This window comes from Natronococcus sp. A-GB7, assembly GCF_029688865.1.
GTDB lineage: Archaea > Halobacteriota > Halobacteria > Halobacteriales > Natrialbaceae > Natronococcus.
In genome coordinates, this window is sequence record NZ_JARUKV010000018.1 from 44,805 (window position 1) to 60,779 (window position 15,975).

Here is a 15,975-nt window from a genome sequence, read left to right on the forward strand (position 1 = left end):
CGTTTATTCGACTGAACGACCTCGGGTCAACTAAGACATGGTCGACCGCAACGGGTGGGACGCCGACGCGTCGGTGCCGGCGGGACCATCCCACGACCCGCCCGCGTCGTTCGTCGAGCAGGCGAACGTGACGGACGAGGCCGTCTACGAGGCGTTCGAGACGGAGTGGCCCGAGTGCTGGGAGCGGGCAGCTAATCTGCTTTCCTGGGAGCGAGAGTACGACACCGTCCTCGAGGACGACGACGCCCCCTTCTACGAGTGGTTCTCGGGCGGGACGCTCAACGCCTCGTACAACTGTCTGGATCGGCATCTCGAGGCCGGACGGAAGACCCACGCGGCGATCCGGTGGGAGGGAAAGCGCGGCGAGCGCGAGACCTACACCTACCAGGATCTGGCGACGGCGGTAAACGAGTTCGCGGCGACGCTGCTGGATCTCGGGGTCGAGGAGGACGACATCGTCACGCTGTACCTGCCGATGATCCCCGAGTTACCGATCGCGATGCTTGCCTGTGCGCGGATCGGCGCGCCCCACTCGGTCGTCTTCGCCGGGCTGTCCGCGGACGCGCTCGCGACCCGAATGGACGCGGCCGACAGCGAGTTCCTGGTGACCTGTGACGGCTACTACCGCCGGGGTGATGCGTTCAACCAGAAGAGCAAGGCAGATAACGCGCTGATTTCCCTCGAGCAGGACGTCGAGACCGTCGTCGTCGACCGCCTCGGCGAGGACCTTCCGCACGTGCTCGGCGAGCGAGAGCACGACTACGACGAACTGGTCGCGGCCCACGCCGGCGAGACCGTCGAGCCGGTTACCCGAGACGCCGAGGACATGCTGTTCCTGATGTACACCTCGGGGACGACGGGCGAACCCAAGGGCGTCGTCCACACGACGGGCGGCTACCTCGCCCACGTCGCCTGGACCTCGCGGGCGGTCCTCGACGTCAAACCCGAGGACACCTACTGGTGTGCGGCCGACATCGGCTGGATCACGGGCCACTCCTACATCGTCTACGGCCCGCTCGCGCTGGGGACGACGACGATCATGTACGAGGGGACGCCCGACTATCCGGATCGGGATCGGCTCTGGGAGATCGTCGACCGGAACGCGGTCGACGTCTTCTATACGGCGCCGACAGCGATTCGCGCGTTCATGAAGTGGGGCGAGGAGTACCCCGCGAAACACGACCTCTCGTCGCTGCGCCTACTTGGCACCGTCGGCGAGGCGATCAGCGCCCGCCCGTGGAACTGGTACCGGGACCACATCGGCGGCGGCGAGGCGCCGATCGTCGACACCTGGTGGCAGACCGAGACCGGCGCGATCACCGTCTCGACGCTGCCCGGCGTCGACGAGATGAAACCCGGCTCGGCTGGCCCCTCCCTGCCCGGGATCGACGCCCGCGTCGTCGACGCCGAGGGCGACCGCGTCGATCCCGGCGAGACGGGCTATCTCATCATCGCCCGTCCGTGGCCCGGGATGGTCCGCACCCTGTACGACGGCGACGAGCGGTATCGTTCGGAGTACTGGAGCCAGTTCTCCGACCCGGACGACGACCGGTGGTGGTACTTCAGCGGTGACGCGGCGACGGTCGACGAGAACGGGTACATCACCGTCATGGGTCGGGTCGACGACGTCATCAACGTCGCCGGACGGCGGCTGAGCACGATGGAGATCGAGGGGGCGATCACCGGCGTCGACGGAGTCGTCGAGGCCGCCGTCGTCGGCCGCTCGAGCAAGGCCGACGGGACCGAAGTCTACGCCTACGTCAGCACGGAAGCCGACTGCGATCCAGACGGCGACCTCCGTGACCGGATCGTCGAGAACATCGAGTCCTCGATCGGTCCGATCGCTACCCCGGAGTCAGTGGTATTCACGCCCGAACTCCCTAAAACGCGCTCGGGAAAAATCATGCGTCGCCTGCTCGAGGACGTCGCGAACGGCAACCAGCTGGGCGATACGAGCGCGCTTCGCAACCCCGAGATCGTCGGGGAGATCCAGACCGAGGTACAGACCGAGTAGTACGCTTCGCGAACCCGACGTCTACGAAACGTTTTCAGCCCGCATCTGTTCGTCTATCGAACAGGTAACGAGCGCCTACTCGGGTGGTGCCGATACAGTTATTTTCGCGGAATCAAAATACCCGAAGTGTGAGTCTCGAGGAGCCAGAGCCCGCCGCCGTCTCCCGCGAGCAGTACGAGACGCTTCTCGACGCCGCCGAAACCTACCGGGAGGCGCTGGTCGTCCGCTGTTGCGGGGAGGTCGGTCTCCGTCCGACCGAACTGACGCGGGTGACGACCGACGCCATCGACCAGGTGCGGACCGATCCGCCCCGGTATCTCCTCCGCCTCTCCGAGTCGCGAGTCGCGTACCTGCCGACCGGGATCGAGCGAGAACTGCGGCGATACGCCCGGAGCAACGGACTCTCGAGCGACGAGCCGGTGTTTTCGGTCTCGACGCGGCGGCTGCAGATGCTCGTCGCCGAGGTCGCCGAGCGGGCAGGCGAGCGATTCGACGAGCCGGCACTCGAGGGAGTTTCGACGGACGACCTCCGGCGGTACTTCCTCGAGACCGCGCTGGCCGACCACGGAATCAACCCGCTGGTCGTCAAACGGGTCGGCGGCTGGGGAAGCTTCGAGGCCCTCGAGTCCTACCTGCCGAGCCCGACAGACGCGGAGATCGTCGACGAGTTCGCCGCGGTCGAAGCGGGCTCGACCGACCGATCCAGGAACAGAGCCTCGGTAAGCGACGGCAGCGTCGTTCGATCGCTGCTCGCGGCGAGCGATCGTTGCGCGCTGGTTCGCCTCGACGCCGACGGCTACGTCGATCGCTGGAACCGGAGCGCCGAGTCGGTGTTTGGCTACCGTGCGGGCGAGATCGTCGGCACCCACGTCTCGACGCTGTACGCCGCGGAGGCAGTCGAGCGGGGTCGGCCCGATCAGACGCTGACTCGTGCCCTCGAGGAGTCGGGCTACGAGGCCGAGGGCTGGCGCGTCCGCAGGGACGGGAGCCGGTTTCGCGCGGCCGAGATCGTCACGCCGCTGCGTGACGATCGCCACCGGCTGCAGGGGTTCGCGCTGCTGGTCTACGACGTCTCGGAGTACCACGAACGCCTCGAGGAGGTTCGCTCGGACCGCGAGACCCTCGAGCAGGTGTACGACGTCGCCACCCGCCACCGGGCGCTGACGGACGCGTTGCTCGAGGCGACGAGCCACGAGGAGGTCGAAAGCGTCACCTGTCAGGCCCTCGCCGAGGGGCGCACCTACGACGTCGCCTGGATCGATCGGACGACCCACTCGGATCGACACGGAAACTGGCGAACGGCCAGCGGCCTCGAGGCCGATCGCGTCGATCGGCTCGTTCCCGATGACTGGAGCGAGCCGCGTCCCTCGGCTCCGGATCGGGATCCCCACTCCCGTGGTGACGGAGCGGACTCCGCGGCCACGCTCTCGGGGGGCGACGAGTCGCCCGTCGGTATCGCGGAGACGGCCGACGCCCGGTCGGTTTCGGTCGTGACGAACGTCGAGGCGACGCTCGAGACCGACGCCGGGAAGTTCCAGGGCTGCGTCGCGGCCGTTCCGCTGTGGTACGGCGACACGGTGTACGGGCGGCTGTCGGTCGCGACCGAACGACCGGAAGCGTTCGGCGAGGCCGAACGAGCGTGGCTCGAGACGGTCGGGCGCCAGATCGGGTACGCGATCGCAGCGATCCGCCGGCGGAACCTCCTGCTGTCGGATCGCGTGGTCGAACTCGAGTTCGTCTGTCGGGACGAGGGGTCCTTTTTCGTCGAGACGACGCGACGGCTCGACTGTCAGTTCCAGCTCGACTCGCTGGTCCCGCTGTCGGACTCGACGCAGCTGTACTACGTCCGCCTCGAGGGCGCGTCGCCGGCGGAGGTCTTCGAGCGCGCCGAGGCGGATCCGGGAATCAGCGACTGTCGGCTGATCGAGACCTACAAGGACGCCTATCGGCTCGAGTTCGTCGTCGAGGGCTCCTCGCCGACGCTGACGCTGACCGAGTACGGCGTCACCGTCTGCGAAGCGCGCTTCGAGGAGGGTGTCGCGACGATCACGGCCGAGTGTGCGGCCGACGCCGACCTTCGGACGATCGTCGCCGGGCTGCGATCGGCGTTTCCCGACTCCGAACTGGCCGGAAAACGCGAGACCGAACGTCCGGTTCAGACCGGACGGGAGTTCCGAGAGGGACTCGAGGAGCGACTGACCGACCGTCAGGAGGCCGCGCTTCGGGCCGCCTACTCCGGGGGGTACTACGACTGGCCCCGCGAGAGCACGGCCGAGGAGATCGCCGACGCGATGGGCGTCTCCTCCCCGACGCTGCACAGTCACCTCCGGAAGGGCCAACACGAGCTGTTGCGGACGTTCTTCGACGACCCGTCGGGCGAGGAGTAGTCGAGTCGACGATCGACGAACGGGCTCACGGCAGGAACCTAGGCCTTTAGCGTCGGCCGTCGCCCGCTACCGACCCGTCGACGGTGTGGCTCGCGGTCGCCGTCGCGCGACCGATCGCGGGGCGGTAACGTTCGCGATTTCCGGTCGATATCGGCCCGACCGGTTAGCCGACTGTCACTAATATCCCCGGAATTCGGGGCTCGTTTTGTACAACTAGAGGCGGGCTTTACTATGGCTGTTGTATACTGAGTGGTTGTACCATGTCACAGGACGACGTCAGTCTGGAGGCGCGGCTCGAGGAGCAGGATACCTTCGAGCCGCCCGAATCGTTCGTCGAGCAGGCGAACGTAACGGACGAGGGGATCTACGAGGAGTTCGAGGAGAACTGGCCGGAGTGTTGGGAGGGGGCAGCCGACCTGCTCTCCTGGGAGCAGGAGTACGACACCGTCCTCGACGAGGGCGACGCGCCGTTTTACGAGTGGTTCGGCGGCGGCAAACTCAACGCCTCCTACAACTGCATCGACCGGCACGTCGAGTCGGGCGACGGTGACCGAACCGCCGTCGAGTGGGAGGGTGAGCTGGGCGAGACCCGCTCCTACAGCTACGAGGAACTCTTGGAGGAGGTTCAGGCCGTCGCCGCGACGTTCCGTGACCTCGGCGTCGAGGAGGACGACGTCGTCACGCTGTACATGCCGATGATTCCGGAGCTGACGGTCGCGATGCTGGCCTGCGCCCGGATCGGCGCGCCACACTCGGTCGTCTTCGCCGGGTTCTCCGCCGACGCGCTCGCGACGCGGATGAACTCCGCGGACAGCGAGTACCTCGTTACGGCCGACGGCTACTACCGTCGCGGCGACGCGCTCGATCACATCTCGAAAACGAACGAGGGGCTCGAGGACGTCGACCACGAGACGACGACCGTCGTCGTCGACCGCCTCGGCGACGATCTGGATCACGAACTCGAGGACGGCCAGCACGACTACGAGGAACTCGTCGACGAGAACCGCGGCGAGACCGTCGAGCCGGTCACCCGCGACGCCGAGGACATGCTGTTCCTGATGTACACCTCGGGGACGACGGGCCAGCCAAAGGGGGTCAAACACACGACCGCGGGCTACCTGGCGTACACGGCCTGGAGCTCCCAGGCGGTACTCGACTTAGAGCCCGGCGACACCTACTGGTGTTCGGCCGACATCGGCTGGATTACGGGCCACTCCTACATCGTTTACGGCCCCCTCGCGCTGGGGACGACGACGGTGATGTACGAGGGAACCCCCGATTACCCGGAGAAAGACCGATTCTGGGAGATCATCGAGAAGAACGAGGTCGACGTCTTCTACACGGCGCCGACGGCGATCCGAGCGTTTATGAAGTGGGGCAAGGAGTACCCCGAGAAGCACGACCTCTCCTCGCTGCGCCTGCTGGGAACGGTCGGCGAACCGATCAACCCGCGGGCCTGGAAGTGGTACTACAAGCACATCGGTGGCGAGGAGTGTCCGATCGTCGACACCTGGTGGCAGACCGAAACCGGCGGCCACATGATCACCACGCTGCCGGGCGTCAACGACATGAAGCCCGGCTCCGCCGGTCCGGGACTGCCCGGCGTCGACGCACGGATCGTCGACGCACAGGGCGAGGAGGTCAGCGCCGGCGAGGCCGGCTACCTCACCGTTCAGAAGCCCTGGCCCGGGATGCTCCGAACGCTGTATCAGAACGACGATCGGTTCATCGAGGAGTACTGGGAGGAGTACTCCGACCCCGATGCCGACGAGTGGGTGTACTTCCCCGAGGACGGCGCGAAGATCGACGAGGACGACTACATCACCGTCCTCGGTCGGGTCGACGACGTCATCAACGTCTCCGGCCACCGGCTGGGGACGATGGAGATCGAGAGCGCGATCGTCGGCGTCGAGGGCGTCGCCGAGGCCGCCGTCGTCGGCGGCGACCACGACGTGAAAGGCGAGGCCGTCTACGCTTACGTCATCACCGAGGACGGCTACGAGGGCGACGACGAACTCTCCGAGCAGATCGTCGAGGGCGTCGTCGACGCCATCGGTCCGATCGCGAAACCCGAGTCGGTCGTCTTCACGCCCGAGCTTCCGAAGACCCGCTCGGGCAAGATCATGCGGCGGCTGCTCGAGGACATCGCGAGCGGAAACGAACTCGGTAACACGTCGACGCTTCGCAACCCCGAGGTCGTCGACGAGATCGCAGAGCAGGTACAGGACTAGGCGTCCTGGCTTCCTTTCGAAACCACTCACCAACTACGACACGTGATGCGTTAATATGACAGAGAATACCACTCAAGATACGGACGACCCCGTCGAAACCGACGGTGGGGTCAAGACCGAGACGTACCTCGACAAGGAGATAAACATCTTCAAACCGGCGACGCCGTTCATGCGGGACCATCTGAAGGTGATCTGGCTGTCGTTTCTCGCCTGGATCCTCGTCGTCTTCGGCCCGACGACCGCAACCTTCCTGGCGCCGGAGCTGATGACCGAGACGACGATCCTCAACGGCTTCCCGCTGCACTTCTTCCTGGCGGCGATCTTCACGCCGCTGGGGGCGCTGTTGCTGTCGGTCGGCTACGCGATGCAGCGTGACCGACTCGACACGAAGTACGGCATCTCCCACGAGACCGAAGAGGAGACCGACTCCGGCACCGTCGCCGCCGACGGAGGTAACGAATGATCGAAGCGATCGACCCCATCGTCATGCAGGAGACGGCGCTGGACGTCGGTGATTTCAAGCTGATCCCGGCGCTTACCGTCGCCGCGATGCTGGTGTTGTTCCTCGGCGTCGGTTACTTCTTCCGCGTCGCCGCGGTCGACGAGTTGTGGGTTGCCGGCCGTTCGATCGGCTCGATCGAGAACGGGATGGCGATCGGCGCCAACTGGATGAGCGCCGCCTCCTACCTCGGCGTCGCGTCGCTGGTCGCCCTCTCGGGCTACTTCGGGCTGGCGTACGTCGTCGGCTGGACGACGGGCTATTTCATCCTGCTGATCTTCCTGGCCGCGCAGTTCCGCCGGTTCGGGAAGTACACCGCGCCCGACTTCGTCGGCGACCGGTTCTACTCCGACTGGGCGCGCGGAATCGCGGCCTTCACCACCCTCGCGATCGCGTTCACCTACGCGATCGGTCAGGCGAGCGGAATGGGGCTGATGGCCCAGTACATCTTCGGCATCTCCTACGAAGCCGGCGTCATCGGGCTGATGGCCGTCACCATCGCCTACGTCGCCCTCTCGGGAATGCTCGGCACGACGAAGAACATGGCGATCCAGTACACCATCCTCATTATCGCGTTCACGCTCGGCCTGTACGCCGTCGGCTGGACCGAGGGATGGTCGACCGCTCTGCCCTACCTCGAGGCCGGACCCCAGGTCGCCGAGGCCGCGAGCATCGAGGCCCAGTTCGTCGAGCCGTTCGCCGCGGCCGGCTACTACGGCTGGATCGCGCTCGCGTTCAGCCTGATCGTCGGCACCTGTGGGCTCCCCCACGTCCTGGTGCGGTTCTACACGGTTGACAACGAGCGGACGGCCCGCTGGTCGACCGTCTGGGGGCTGTTCTTCATCTGCATACTGTACTGGGGGACGGCCACCTACGCGGCCTTCGGCGGTCTGCTCTACGACCGCGAGGTCAGCGGCGGCGACGGGTTCGCCCAGATGCTCGGCGTCGAGGCCGACGCGCTCGTCGTCCTGACGGCCCAGCTCGCCGACCTGCCGACGTGGCTGGTCGGGCTGGTCGCCGCAGGTGCGGTCGCAGCCGCACTGGCGACGACCGCGGGACTGTTCATTACGGCCTCCTCGGCGGCCGCACACGACATCTACACGAACCTCTACAAGGATGACGCGACCCAGCGCGAACAGCTGATCGTCGGCCGATCGACGATTATCGGGATCGGGATCCTCGTGGCGCTGATCGGGCTGAACCCGCCGGCGCTGATCGGCGAACTCGTCGCGATGTCGTTCGCGATCGCCGGCACCGTCTTCTTCCCCGTGTTCTTCCTCGGACTCTGGTGGGAGAACACGACCCGTGAGGGCGCACTGGCCGGGATGCTTACCGGTATCGCGCTCTCGTTCGGCGCGATCGTCAACGACACCGTCGTCCCGATGTACACCGGCGTCGATGAGGCGGCGATTCCCGCAGTCGCGACGTGGCTACCGGGAACCTCCTCGGCGCTCGTCGGCGTACCGGTCGTGTTCACCGTGATCATCGTCGTCTCGCTGGTCACCGACGAACCGCCACAGCACGTCAAGCGACTCGTGCGACAGTGTCACAGTCCCGAACCGATGAGCCAGATGGAATCGGCCGAAGACGCCGCCGCTGACGGCGGCACCCCCGCAGACGACTAACCATGTACGATACGATACTCGTTCCGACCGACGGCAGCGACACCGCCGAGTACGCGGTTGAACACGCGATCGATCTCGCCGAGAAGTACGACGCCGACGTCCACGCGCTGTACGTCGTCGACACCAGCGCGATCGACGTCAGTCTCGGCACCGAGCAGGTCGACCGCATCCGGCAGGGGAAGTTCGGCGACATGCCCGAACTCGAGCAGCGAGCCAACGAGGCGACGGGCGTCGTCGCGGCGAAAGCCGAGGCCCACGACATTTCCGTCACCGAGGCGGTCGTCGCCGGACAGCCCCACAAACAGATCAGTAGCTACGCGGCGGACAACGACGTCGACCTGATCGTCATGGGGTCGGCCGGCCGTAGCGGCGTCAGGCGTGCCCTGCTCGGCAGCGTCGCCGAACGGACGCTGCGCTCGACGAAGATTCCGGTGTTGGTCGTCGACAGGGAGGACTGACTCGCCAGCGGTTCCGCCACGCTTCGTTTTCGCCGCTCTTACCGTTCGTTTGAGGCCATCTCGAGGCTCGTGACGAACCCGAAGTACGCGACGATCCCCGCGAGCATGAACATGTAGTACGCCCAGGTCGGTCCCTCGAGGACCCGGAAGATGATCTCGACCATCGTCACCCAGCTGATGGCAAAGACCAGGTCGACGAAGATCCCCCACCGCTGTTCGCGCGCGTTCTCGAGCCACTCGCCGAAGTTCGTCATCGGGTGGACGGTTCCGTCGGCGCGTCGAAAAGCCTGCCGCTGTCCCCTCGACTCTCGCTGGCGAAGCGAAACCCCCTAACCCCGGCCGGGACTGAACTGCGATATGAACGAGACACCCGAGGTCGCCGTCCTCCGACTCGGCCACCGCCCCGGCCGGGACGAGCGGATGACGACCCACGTCGGGCTGACCGCGCGCGCGCTCGGAGCCGACCGCGTCTGGATCCCCGACAACGCCGGCCAGTCTCTCGAGACCGTCGACGACATCACCGACCGCTTCGGCGGCCCTTTCGAGGCCGAACTGACCGATTCGCCCCAGGCACTGATCCGCGACTGGGAGGGACGGGTCGTCCACCTCACGATGTACGGCGAGCGGATCCAGGACGTCGAAGACGAGATCCGTTCGTCCCGGGAGGACGACCGGAAGCCGCTGCTCGTCGTCGTCGGCTCCGAGAAGGTCCCGTTCGACGTCTACGAGGCCGCCGACTGGAACGTCGGCGTCACCAATCAGCCCCACTCCGAGGTAGCAGGTCTCGCCGTGTTTCTCGATCGGCTGTTCGAGGGCCGCGAACTCGAGCGCGAGTGGGAGGACGCCGACCGCGAGGTGATCCCGATGGAGACGGGTAAGCGCGTCCAGTCGCTCGAGGACGGCTAAACGATCCCACTCCCCCAGAGGATCGTTAGTACGGAGCCGAGAATTCCGAGCAGTCCCGCGATGAGTCCCTTCCGAGCGTCGTCCATGCGGTCGCTGTCTCTACCGGAACGGTATATGTTTTCTCCGAGACGTAGCGTAATATAATCCACTACGCTCGCGGCACGGCCGCGGAACGACATCGTTGCTCGAGGAGGTCGTCTGGACTTGCAGGCCAGCGAATACGGCGATTCTACAGCGAAAACGCGCAATACCACGCCTCCGGGCCGTGGATGATATTAACGGGGAACGGCCGGACGGAGCAGTCGGAGGGGCCGAAGGAGACGGCTACCGACCATCCGTACTATCGCCGCCGTTCCGGTCTCGGACTCGTCGAGGGCGTACCCCGTCCCGACCCGCTCGATCGGCCCCGAGTCGCCGACTGTCTCGAGAACGCGCTCGAAGTCCTCGTCGGGCAGCCCCGTTCGGTCCTGCAGTTCGGCGCGCGACAGCGGCCCGTCGGCTTCCCGAAGCTCCCGGAGGACCGCCCAGCCGTGGGCCGAGACGAGGTAGTACTCGTCTTCCGAAATATCGTCGTCGGGCTCGCTCGAGCGGTCGACCCCGAGCCGGAGGTCGTACAGCGAGTCGAGACAGAGCCACGCGGCGACGACGGCGAGGACGCCGAGGACAGCCGAGCCGTCGCCGATCGCGAGGGCGGCGAACACGAGTCCGCCGACTGCACCGAGGACGGCTCCGGCGGCGGCGTCCGGATAGTCGCGTGCGGTACAGACGGCCCTGAGCACGGCGAGTGCGACGATCCCGGCCGGAATCGCGATCACCGATCCGGCCGAGAGATCCGCCAGAACGTAGAGGACGGCGAGGACAGCCGTGATTCCGGCGATCGCTTTCGGATCGACCTCGTCGCCCATCGCCGCTCGAAACGACGTCATCGTTCGGTCGTACGTCATATCAATCCATATATCTTTGTGGATCGCGGGTACCCGAATCGGAGCCGTCGACTCGATACGGCGTCGCTCAAAAGACTTAATGGGCCGATCGCGCTACGTGTAGGCAATGGCTTTTGAGGACCTGCTCGAGGATCCGGTCATCCAGAAGTACTTGCACGAGCTGGTCGGTCCCACGGGGATGCCCGTCGCGGCGGCGCCGCCGGACGGGGAAGTGACCGACGAGGAGCTCGCCGAGGAGCTGGATCTCGAGTTGAACGACGTCCGGCGCGCGCTGTTTATTCTCTACGAGAACGACCTCGCCAGCTACCGCCGGCTGCGCGACGAGGACTCGGGCTGGCTGACCTACCTCTGGACGTTCGAGTACGACAACATCCCCGAGAACCTAGAGGAGGAAATGTACCGGCTCCACGACGCCCTCGAGGACCGCCGGGAGTACGAGCGCAACCACGAGTTCTACCTCTGTGAGATCTGTTCGATCCGCTTTGAGTTCGGCGAGGCGATGGACTTCGGCTTCGAGTGTCCCGAGTGTGGCTCGCCGGTCGAATCGATGGACAACAACCGCCTGGTCGACGCGATGGACGACCGCCTCGACGACCTCGAGGATGAACTGAACATCGACGCGGACGCCTGATGGTCGTACTCGCAACCAAACTCTACGTCGACGGTGACGCCCGCGAACGCTCGTTGGACTCGCTGCGGTCGCTGATCGGCAACGAGATCGGCGAACTCGACGTCGCGTTCGACCTCTCGATCCGGGACGACGACTTCCCCGAGGTCGCCGTCGAGGGCGAGGACGCCGTCGTCGCCGAGAACGTCCTCCGCGAGGAGTTCGGCGAGATCGTCCCCGAGCTCGAGCCCGGCGAGACCTACGTCGGCACCCTCGAGTCCTGGAACGACGAGGGGTTCGTCCTCGACGCCGGCCAACCGGTCGAGATTCCGGTCGACGAACTCGGGCTCGGCCCCGGCTCGCCGACTCAGATCCGCGAGCGCTACGGGCTCGTCCAGCACCTGCCGATGCGGTTCGTGTACGGAAGCGACGACGAACCGTCTCGGCTCGCGGCGGACGAACAGGATCGACTCTACGACTGGACTCGCGGCGACGGCCGGCTCAACGTCAACAGCGCCACCCGCGCCGAGGTCCGGGCCACGCTCAACCGTGCGGGCCACGCCCAGGACTACGTCACCGTCGAGCGTCTCGGCCTGCTCGAGCAGAGCGTGATCTGTACCGAGGGCACCGATCCGCCGGGCCTGCTCGCGAGCGTCGGCGAGTACCTCCCCGCGGAGCTGCGATGTGTCGTTCCCTAGTATGAATCGCCGGCTCGCTCTCGCGGTGATCGCGGTCGCGTTGCTCGCGACGACGGCGGGCTGTTCGGCGATCTTCGGCGGGATCTCCGACGAAGAGCTCGACCGCGAGCAGGAGTACGACGACCTCCGGGACAGCGACGCCGACGTCGCCGTCGACATCGAGGGCGGCACGATCCTCACCAGCGGCGAGTTCCGTGCGGTGTACGACCTCAACGAGACCGAGGAACTCTCGCTGTACCGTTCGAGTTTCTACACCGAGGACGCACTCGACATCCACAGCGTCCGCTACTGGTATCCCAACGGGACCGAGGTGACGGGTTCGGACCTCGAGATCGATCAGGGACGCTCGAGCACCGAGGTCGAGGTGCCGGACGGGAACGGCACTCTCGCCTTCTCGGGTAGCGCCGGTAGCCGAACCTTCCAGCTCCCGGCCTACGTCCACGGCTCCTACGAGGTGACCCTCTCGGAGGGGTACCGGACCTCGAACTTCCTGTTCGGCGACGTGAACCCCGGCGGGTACGAACGCGAGGTCGCCGACGACCGTGAGCGACTGGTCTGGGACGAGGTCGACAGCACGATCTCGCTGCGGTACTACCTCACGAGGGACATCCCGCTGTTCGCCGGGCTCGTCGGAACGGTCGTGCTGCTCGGCGGCGCCGCGATGGCCTACTACTACCGGAAGGTCCAGAAGCTGAAAGAACAGCGCGAGGAGATGGGACTCGACGTCGAGATCGAGGACGACTCCGACGACGGGCCGCCACCGGGGATGAAGTGATCCACCCTACCTCACGCCGAGCCCGCTTCTTTCGACCGAACTCAGCTCTCGAGCGAGACCGTCGTGACGGTTAGTCGAACCCGATCCGGATCGCAGTCCGCCCACTCGTTCTCCAGTCGTTCCCAGGCTCGCTCGTGATCGGTCTCGACGGCCGCTATCGTAGCGGCGTTCTCGACGTCGATCGTCCGACTCGAGCGCTCGACGACGCGTGCGGTTACTGCAACCTGCCCGCCGGTGTGAACCGACCGCCCGTCAGCTTCGATCCGGGCGAACGAGACGAGCGCCGTCCCCTCCCGACAGCTTACCGCCGGCTGGTGGCGGAGCTGACTCCCCGACTCGTCGCTCCGAACCACGGCGCCGCCGTCGTACGCGACCGCCTCGGAACCCGACCGGTAGGCGAGCGTTCCGAGTTCGATCGTTCCCCCATCAGCGACGGGGTCGCCGTCGACGGCGACCTCGAGTTCGGTGCCGCCGTCGTCGACGACCAGCGTCCCCTCTCCGAGCGGGACGACGGCCGTTCGGCGCTCGAGCCCGTCGTACCGGCCGAGATCTTCGATCGCGGTCGCGAGGTCGGTCATTCCCTGCTCGGCCGTCCGAAGCTCCTCGGCCTCCCGTTGCTCGTCGAGCAACCCGAATCCCGCGACCGAGAGGACCGCGACCGATCCCAGCACGATCCCGAGGACGAGTACGAACGAGAGCACCGCCGAGACCCCCCGTTCGCCCGGCGGGCCGTCCAGCGCCGTTCGATCCCGGTTCATCGGTCGCCTCCCTCGAGCGTTACTCGCCCCTCCTCGACGACGATCTCGATCGACCCGCCCGGCACGGTACTCGACTCGAGATCGCCCGCGGTCGAAACCTGGACGTGGACGGTCGCGTCGACGGCGTGTGCGGACAGCCGGAGACAGTCCGCGTCGCCCGCAGCTCCGTTACAGTCGTCTCGCGCCTCGACGGCGTACCCGGTTCTCGCGACCGTTCGCGGCGCGTCGATGCGGGTGACCGTTTCGTCACCCTCGCCGGCGGCGAGCCGATCCGCGGCTTCGATCTCGCCGGCCAGCTCCTGTCCCACCGTCTCGAGCGAGCGCTCGGTGGCCCGTTCGGTTTCGGCCTCGAGGACGGCTCCAGAGCCAGCCAGCAGGACCGCGAGCAGCGCAGCCGAGATCCCGAGCGCGAGGACGTGCGTGACGGCCATCGTGACGCCTCGGTCCGCGGTACCGTCGTCGATCACGGCTCGCCCTCCGGACAGCCCGCCTCGATCGTCAGCATCCGCTTGGTGCGGCGGTCCGCGGAGTCGGCAGTCACGCGGACGGTCGCGTTCTCGAGTTCGTCCTCGCCGCCAACGCGCTCGAGACCGACGTCCTCGAGTTCGACGTCGACCAGTGTCCCGGTCGAGTGAGCGCGAGCGTCCCGGTACCGATCGGTGAACGCCTCGAGGTCGTCGGCGGCGGCGGCTTCGAGTCTTTCCTCGTCCGTCCGTTCGTTCGCGTTCTCGAGCAGGCAGCCGATCCCGTACTCGAGTTCCGCCTCGACGACGGCTTGCTCGCCGGTGTCGGCACCCGGCGCGGTCGACGAGCCGACCTCGGATCCGCCGACCATGACGACGATTCCGAACACGACGACCGCCAGCGCGATCGCACCGAGCACCACTATTTGGCCTCGCTCTCGCGGGACTGGCTCGCTCGGACGGCCGGATCCGTCTACCATACGGTCACGCGCACCTCCGCGAGAGCGTGGACCGACTCGGCGCCGTCGGTCGGCGCGATCGGATACCCCTGTTCTTCGTGGGCCCGCTCGAGTTCGATCCGGTTTCCGTCCGCGGTGAGACGGTCGTCCTCGTGGAGGGTCACGACGTAACTCGCGGTGACGGCTTCGGCCGACGGCGATCCCTGATCGACCAGCGTCGCCCCGTCGTTCCCGCCCTCGGTAACGATCTCGACGTTGTAGTTGCGGTCCTCGTCACCGAACCGCGCCTCGAGGATCGCGCCGAGCGTCGACCGTTCGGCGAAGGTATCGGCGCCGTACGTTCGCTCGTTGTTCCCGTCGACGGGCGGCCGATCCGCCCCGTAGAACGCGCTCTCGCCGGGTTCGGCGTCGTCGGCCCACGCTGACGCGTCGTCGTGCCAGCGCCGAACCGTCGCGGAGAGGTCGCCCTCGCCGGCGGCGACGACGAGCGCGTCCCGGGTTTCCTGCTGAAGCTGGGCCTGCGCCGCTCGATCCGGCTCCTCCGTGGCCGGCGCGACGAGCGCCGACTGCGCCGCGACGAGGAACGCGACCAGCAGAATCGTCGCCGCGATCGTTCCCTCGAGCGCGTACGCCTGCCCTCTGGGACCGTCGGTCCCGATCATCTCCACACCCTCACGACGAGTCGGAAGGCGGGTTCGTCCGCTCCCGACTCGAGTTCGAACGACCCCTCGAGCGTGACGATCCGGGCCGAACTCGCCACGGGCTGGTCCTCGTACGGCGCCGTTTCCGCCTCGAGGACGGGCGATCCGTCCGCGCGCTCGAGGGTCGTTCCGTCGAGTCGCTCGAGGCGAACGCCGACCTCGTCGGCCGGACCGCTCTCGAGTTCGAGCCGGTGGTCGATCCCGTCGCCTCCGAGTTCGGCGACGAGCCGGCCCCCGTCGAGTTCGTTGTGGGTGGCGAACTCCGCGACGAGTCGATCCGCGATTCGGTCGGCCTGTTCGCGTTCGGTGTCCCCGACGGGGTCAGCCGGCGTCACGACGGACGGGATCGCGGCGAAGACGACCGCAACCGCCAGCAGAAAGATGCCGATCCCGACGACGAAGTCCTGGGTCGTCTGCCCGCGTGCGCTCGTTCGAGGCGTGTGGTCCACG

Annotated in this window: 17 protein-coding genes; 10 read left to right on the plus strand and 7 right to left on the minus strand. The window is 66.8% G+C overall.

Features of this window, described 5'->3' with window-relative positions:
- Positions 1-37 precede the first annotated feature (37 nt).
- The 6 genes from acs (QA609_RS16140) (at position 38) to QA609_RS16165 (ending at position 9,214) form a co-directional block, all read left to right on the plus strand.
- Entirely contained in the window at positions 38-2,014 is a 1,977-nt protein-coding gene (gene acs / locus QA609_RS16140) for an acetate--CoA ligase (protein WP_278303632.1), read from the plus strand.
- A 128-nt stretch (positions 2,015-2,142) separates the two neighbouring features.
- Positions 2,143-4,401 carry a bacterio-opsin activator domain-containing protein gene (locus QA609_RS16145; RefSeq protein WP_278303633.1) on the plus strand — a complete coding sequence of 753 codons (2,259 nt, stop codon included), beginning with the start codon at positions 2,143-2,145 and terminating at the stop codon, positions 4,399-4,401.
- Between the two features lie 260 nt (positions 4,402-4,661).
- Entirely contained in the window at positions 4,662-6,632 is a 1,971-nt protein-coding gene (gene acs, locus QA609_RS16150) for an acetate--CoA ligase (RefSeq protein WP_278303634.1), read from the plus strand.
- Between the two features lie 55 nt (positions 6,633-6,687).
- The gene (locus QA609_RS16155; RefSeq protein WP_278303635.1) at positions 6,688-7,095 is read left to right on the plus strand and encodes a DUF4212 domain-containing protein; all 408 of its coding nucleotides are present in this window, start codon (positions 6,688-6,690) and stop codon (positions 7,093-7,095) included.
- Entirely contained in the window at positions 7,092-8,756 is a 1,665-nt protein-coding gene (locus QA609_RS16160; protein WP_278303636.1) for a cation acetate symporter, read from the plus strand. Before QA609_RS16155 ends, QA609_RS16160 begins: the two co-directional genes overlap by 4 nt.
- Positions 8,757-8,758: 2 nt before the next feature.
- On the plus strand, positions 8,759-9,214 hold the full coding sequence (locus QA609_RS16165) for a universal stress protein (protein WP_278303637.1): 456 nt from the start codon (positions 8,759-8,761) through the stop codon (positions 9,212-9,214).
- A 38-nt stretch (positions 9,215-9,252) separates the two neighbouring features.
- Here QA609_RS16165 and QA609_RS16170 read toward each other — a convergent pair whose 3' ends face one another.
- Positions 9,253-9,468 carry a hypothetical protein gene (locus tag QA609_RS16170; protein ID WP_278303639.1) on the minus strand — a complete coding sequence of 72 codons (216 nt, stop codon included), beginning with the start codon at positions 9,466-9,468 and terminating at the stop codon, positions 9,253-9,255.
- 103 nt (positions 9,469-9,571) lie between these two features.
- Between QA609_RS16170 and QA609_RS16175 the strand changes: the two genes are divergently transcribed.
- Entirely contained in the window at positions 9,572-10,120 is a 549-nt protein-coding gene (locus tag QA609_RS16175) for a tRNA (cytidine(56)-2'-O)-methyltransferase (RefSeq protein WP_278303640.1), read from the plus strand.
- A 275-nt stretch (positions 10,121-10,395) separates the two neighbouring features.
- Here QA609_RS16175 and QA609_RS16180 read toward each other — a convergent pair whose 3' ends face one another.
- Positions 10,396-11,046 (minus strand): hypothetical protein, encoded by a 651-nt coding sequence (locus tag QA609_RS16180; RefSeq protein ID WP_278303642.1) that lies wholly within the window; start codon positions 11,044-11,046, stop codon positions 10,396-10,398.
- A 124-nt stretch (positions 11,047-11,170) separates the two neighbouring features.
- Here QA609_RS16180 and QA609_RS16185 point away from each other — a divergent pair, with 124 nt between their 5' ends.
- The 3 genes from QA609_RS16185 to QA609_RS16195 are packed head-to-tail and all read left to right on the plus strand — an operon-like array spanning position 11,171 to position 13,144.
- Positions 11,171-11,695, plus strand: coding sequence for a transcription factor TFIIE subunit alpha (locus QA609_RS16185; RefSeq protein WP_005556060.1), 525 nt, complete (start codon positions 11,171-11,173; stop codon positions 11,693-11,695).
- A complete protein-coding gene (locus QA609_RS16190) occupies positions 11,695-12,369 on the plus strand; it encodes a DUF2110 family protein (RefSeq protein WP_278303643.1) in 675 nt (224 codons plus the stop codon). The genes QA609_RS16185 and QA609_RS16190 overlap by 1 nt, the downstream gene beginning before the upstream one ends.
- A gap of 1 nt (position 12,370) precedes the next feature.
- Complete coding sequence (locus tag QA609_RS16195; protein ID WP_278303644.1) at positions 12,371-13,144, plus strand: DUF5803 family protein; 774 nt, start codon at positions 12,371-12,373, stop codon at positions 13,142-13,144.
- Between the two features lie 41 nt (positions 13,145-13,185).
- Here the strand turns inward: QA609_RS16195 and QA609_RS16200 are convergent, their stop codons facing one another.
- From QA609_RS16200 to QA609_RS16220, 5 genes are read right to left on the minus strand one after another with little or no spacing between them, the layout of a single operon-like run.
- The gene (locus tag QA609_RS16200) at positions 13,186-13,902 is read right to left on the minus strand and encodes a hypothetical protein (protein WP_278303645.1); all 717 of its coding nucleotides are present in this window, start codon (positions 13,900-13,902) and stop codon (positions 13,186-13,188) included.
- The gene (locus QA609_RS16205) at positions 13,899-14,369 is read right to left on the minus strand and encodes a hypothetical protein (RefSeq protein WP_278303646.1); all 471 of its coding nucleotides are present in this window, start codon (positions 14,367-14,369) and stop codon (positions 13,899-13,901) included. The genes QA609_RS16200 and QA609_RS16205 overlap by 4 nt, the downstream gene beginning before the upstream one ends.
- The gene (locus QA609_RS16210; RefSeq protein WP_278303647.1) at positions 14,366-14,845 is read right to left on the minus strand and encodes a hypothetical protein; all 480 of its coding nucleotides are present in this window, start codon (positions 14,843-14,845) and stop codon (positions 14,366-14,368) included. The genes QA609_RS16205 and QA609_RS16210 overlap by 4 nt, the downstream gene beginning before the upstream one ends.
- A complete protein-coding gene (locus tag QA609_RS16215) occupies positions 14,839-15,486 on the minus strand; it encodes a hypothetical protein (protein ID WP_278303648.1) in 648 nt (215 codons plus the stop codon). Before QA609_RS16215 ends, QA609_RS16210 begins: the two co-directional genes overlap by 7 nt.
- On the minus strand, positions 15,483-15,974 hold the full coding sequence (locus QA609_RS16220) for a hypothetical protein (protein ID WP_278303649.1): 492 nt from the start codon (positions 15,972-15,974) through the stop codon (positions 15,483-15,485). Before QA609_RS16220 ends, QA609_RS16215 begins: the two co-directional genes overlap by 4 nt.
- Position 15,975 lies beyond the last annotated feature (1 nt).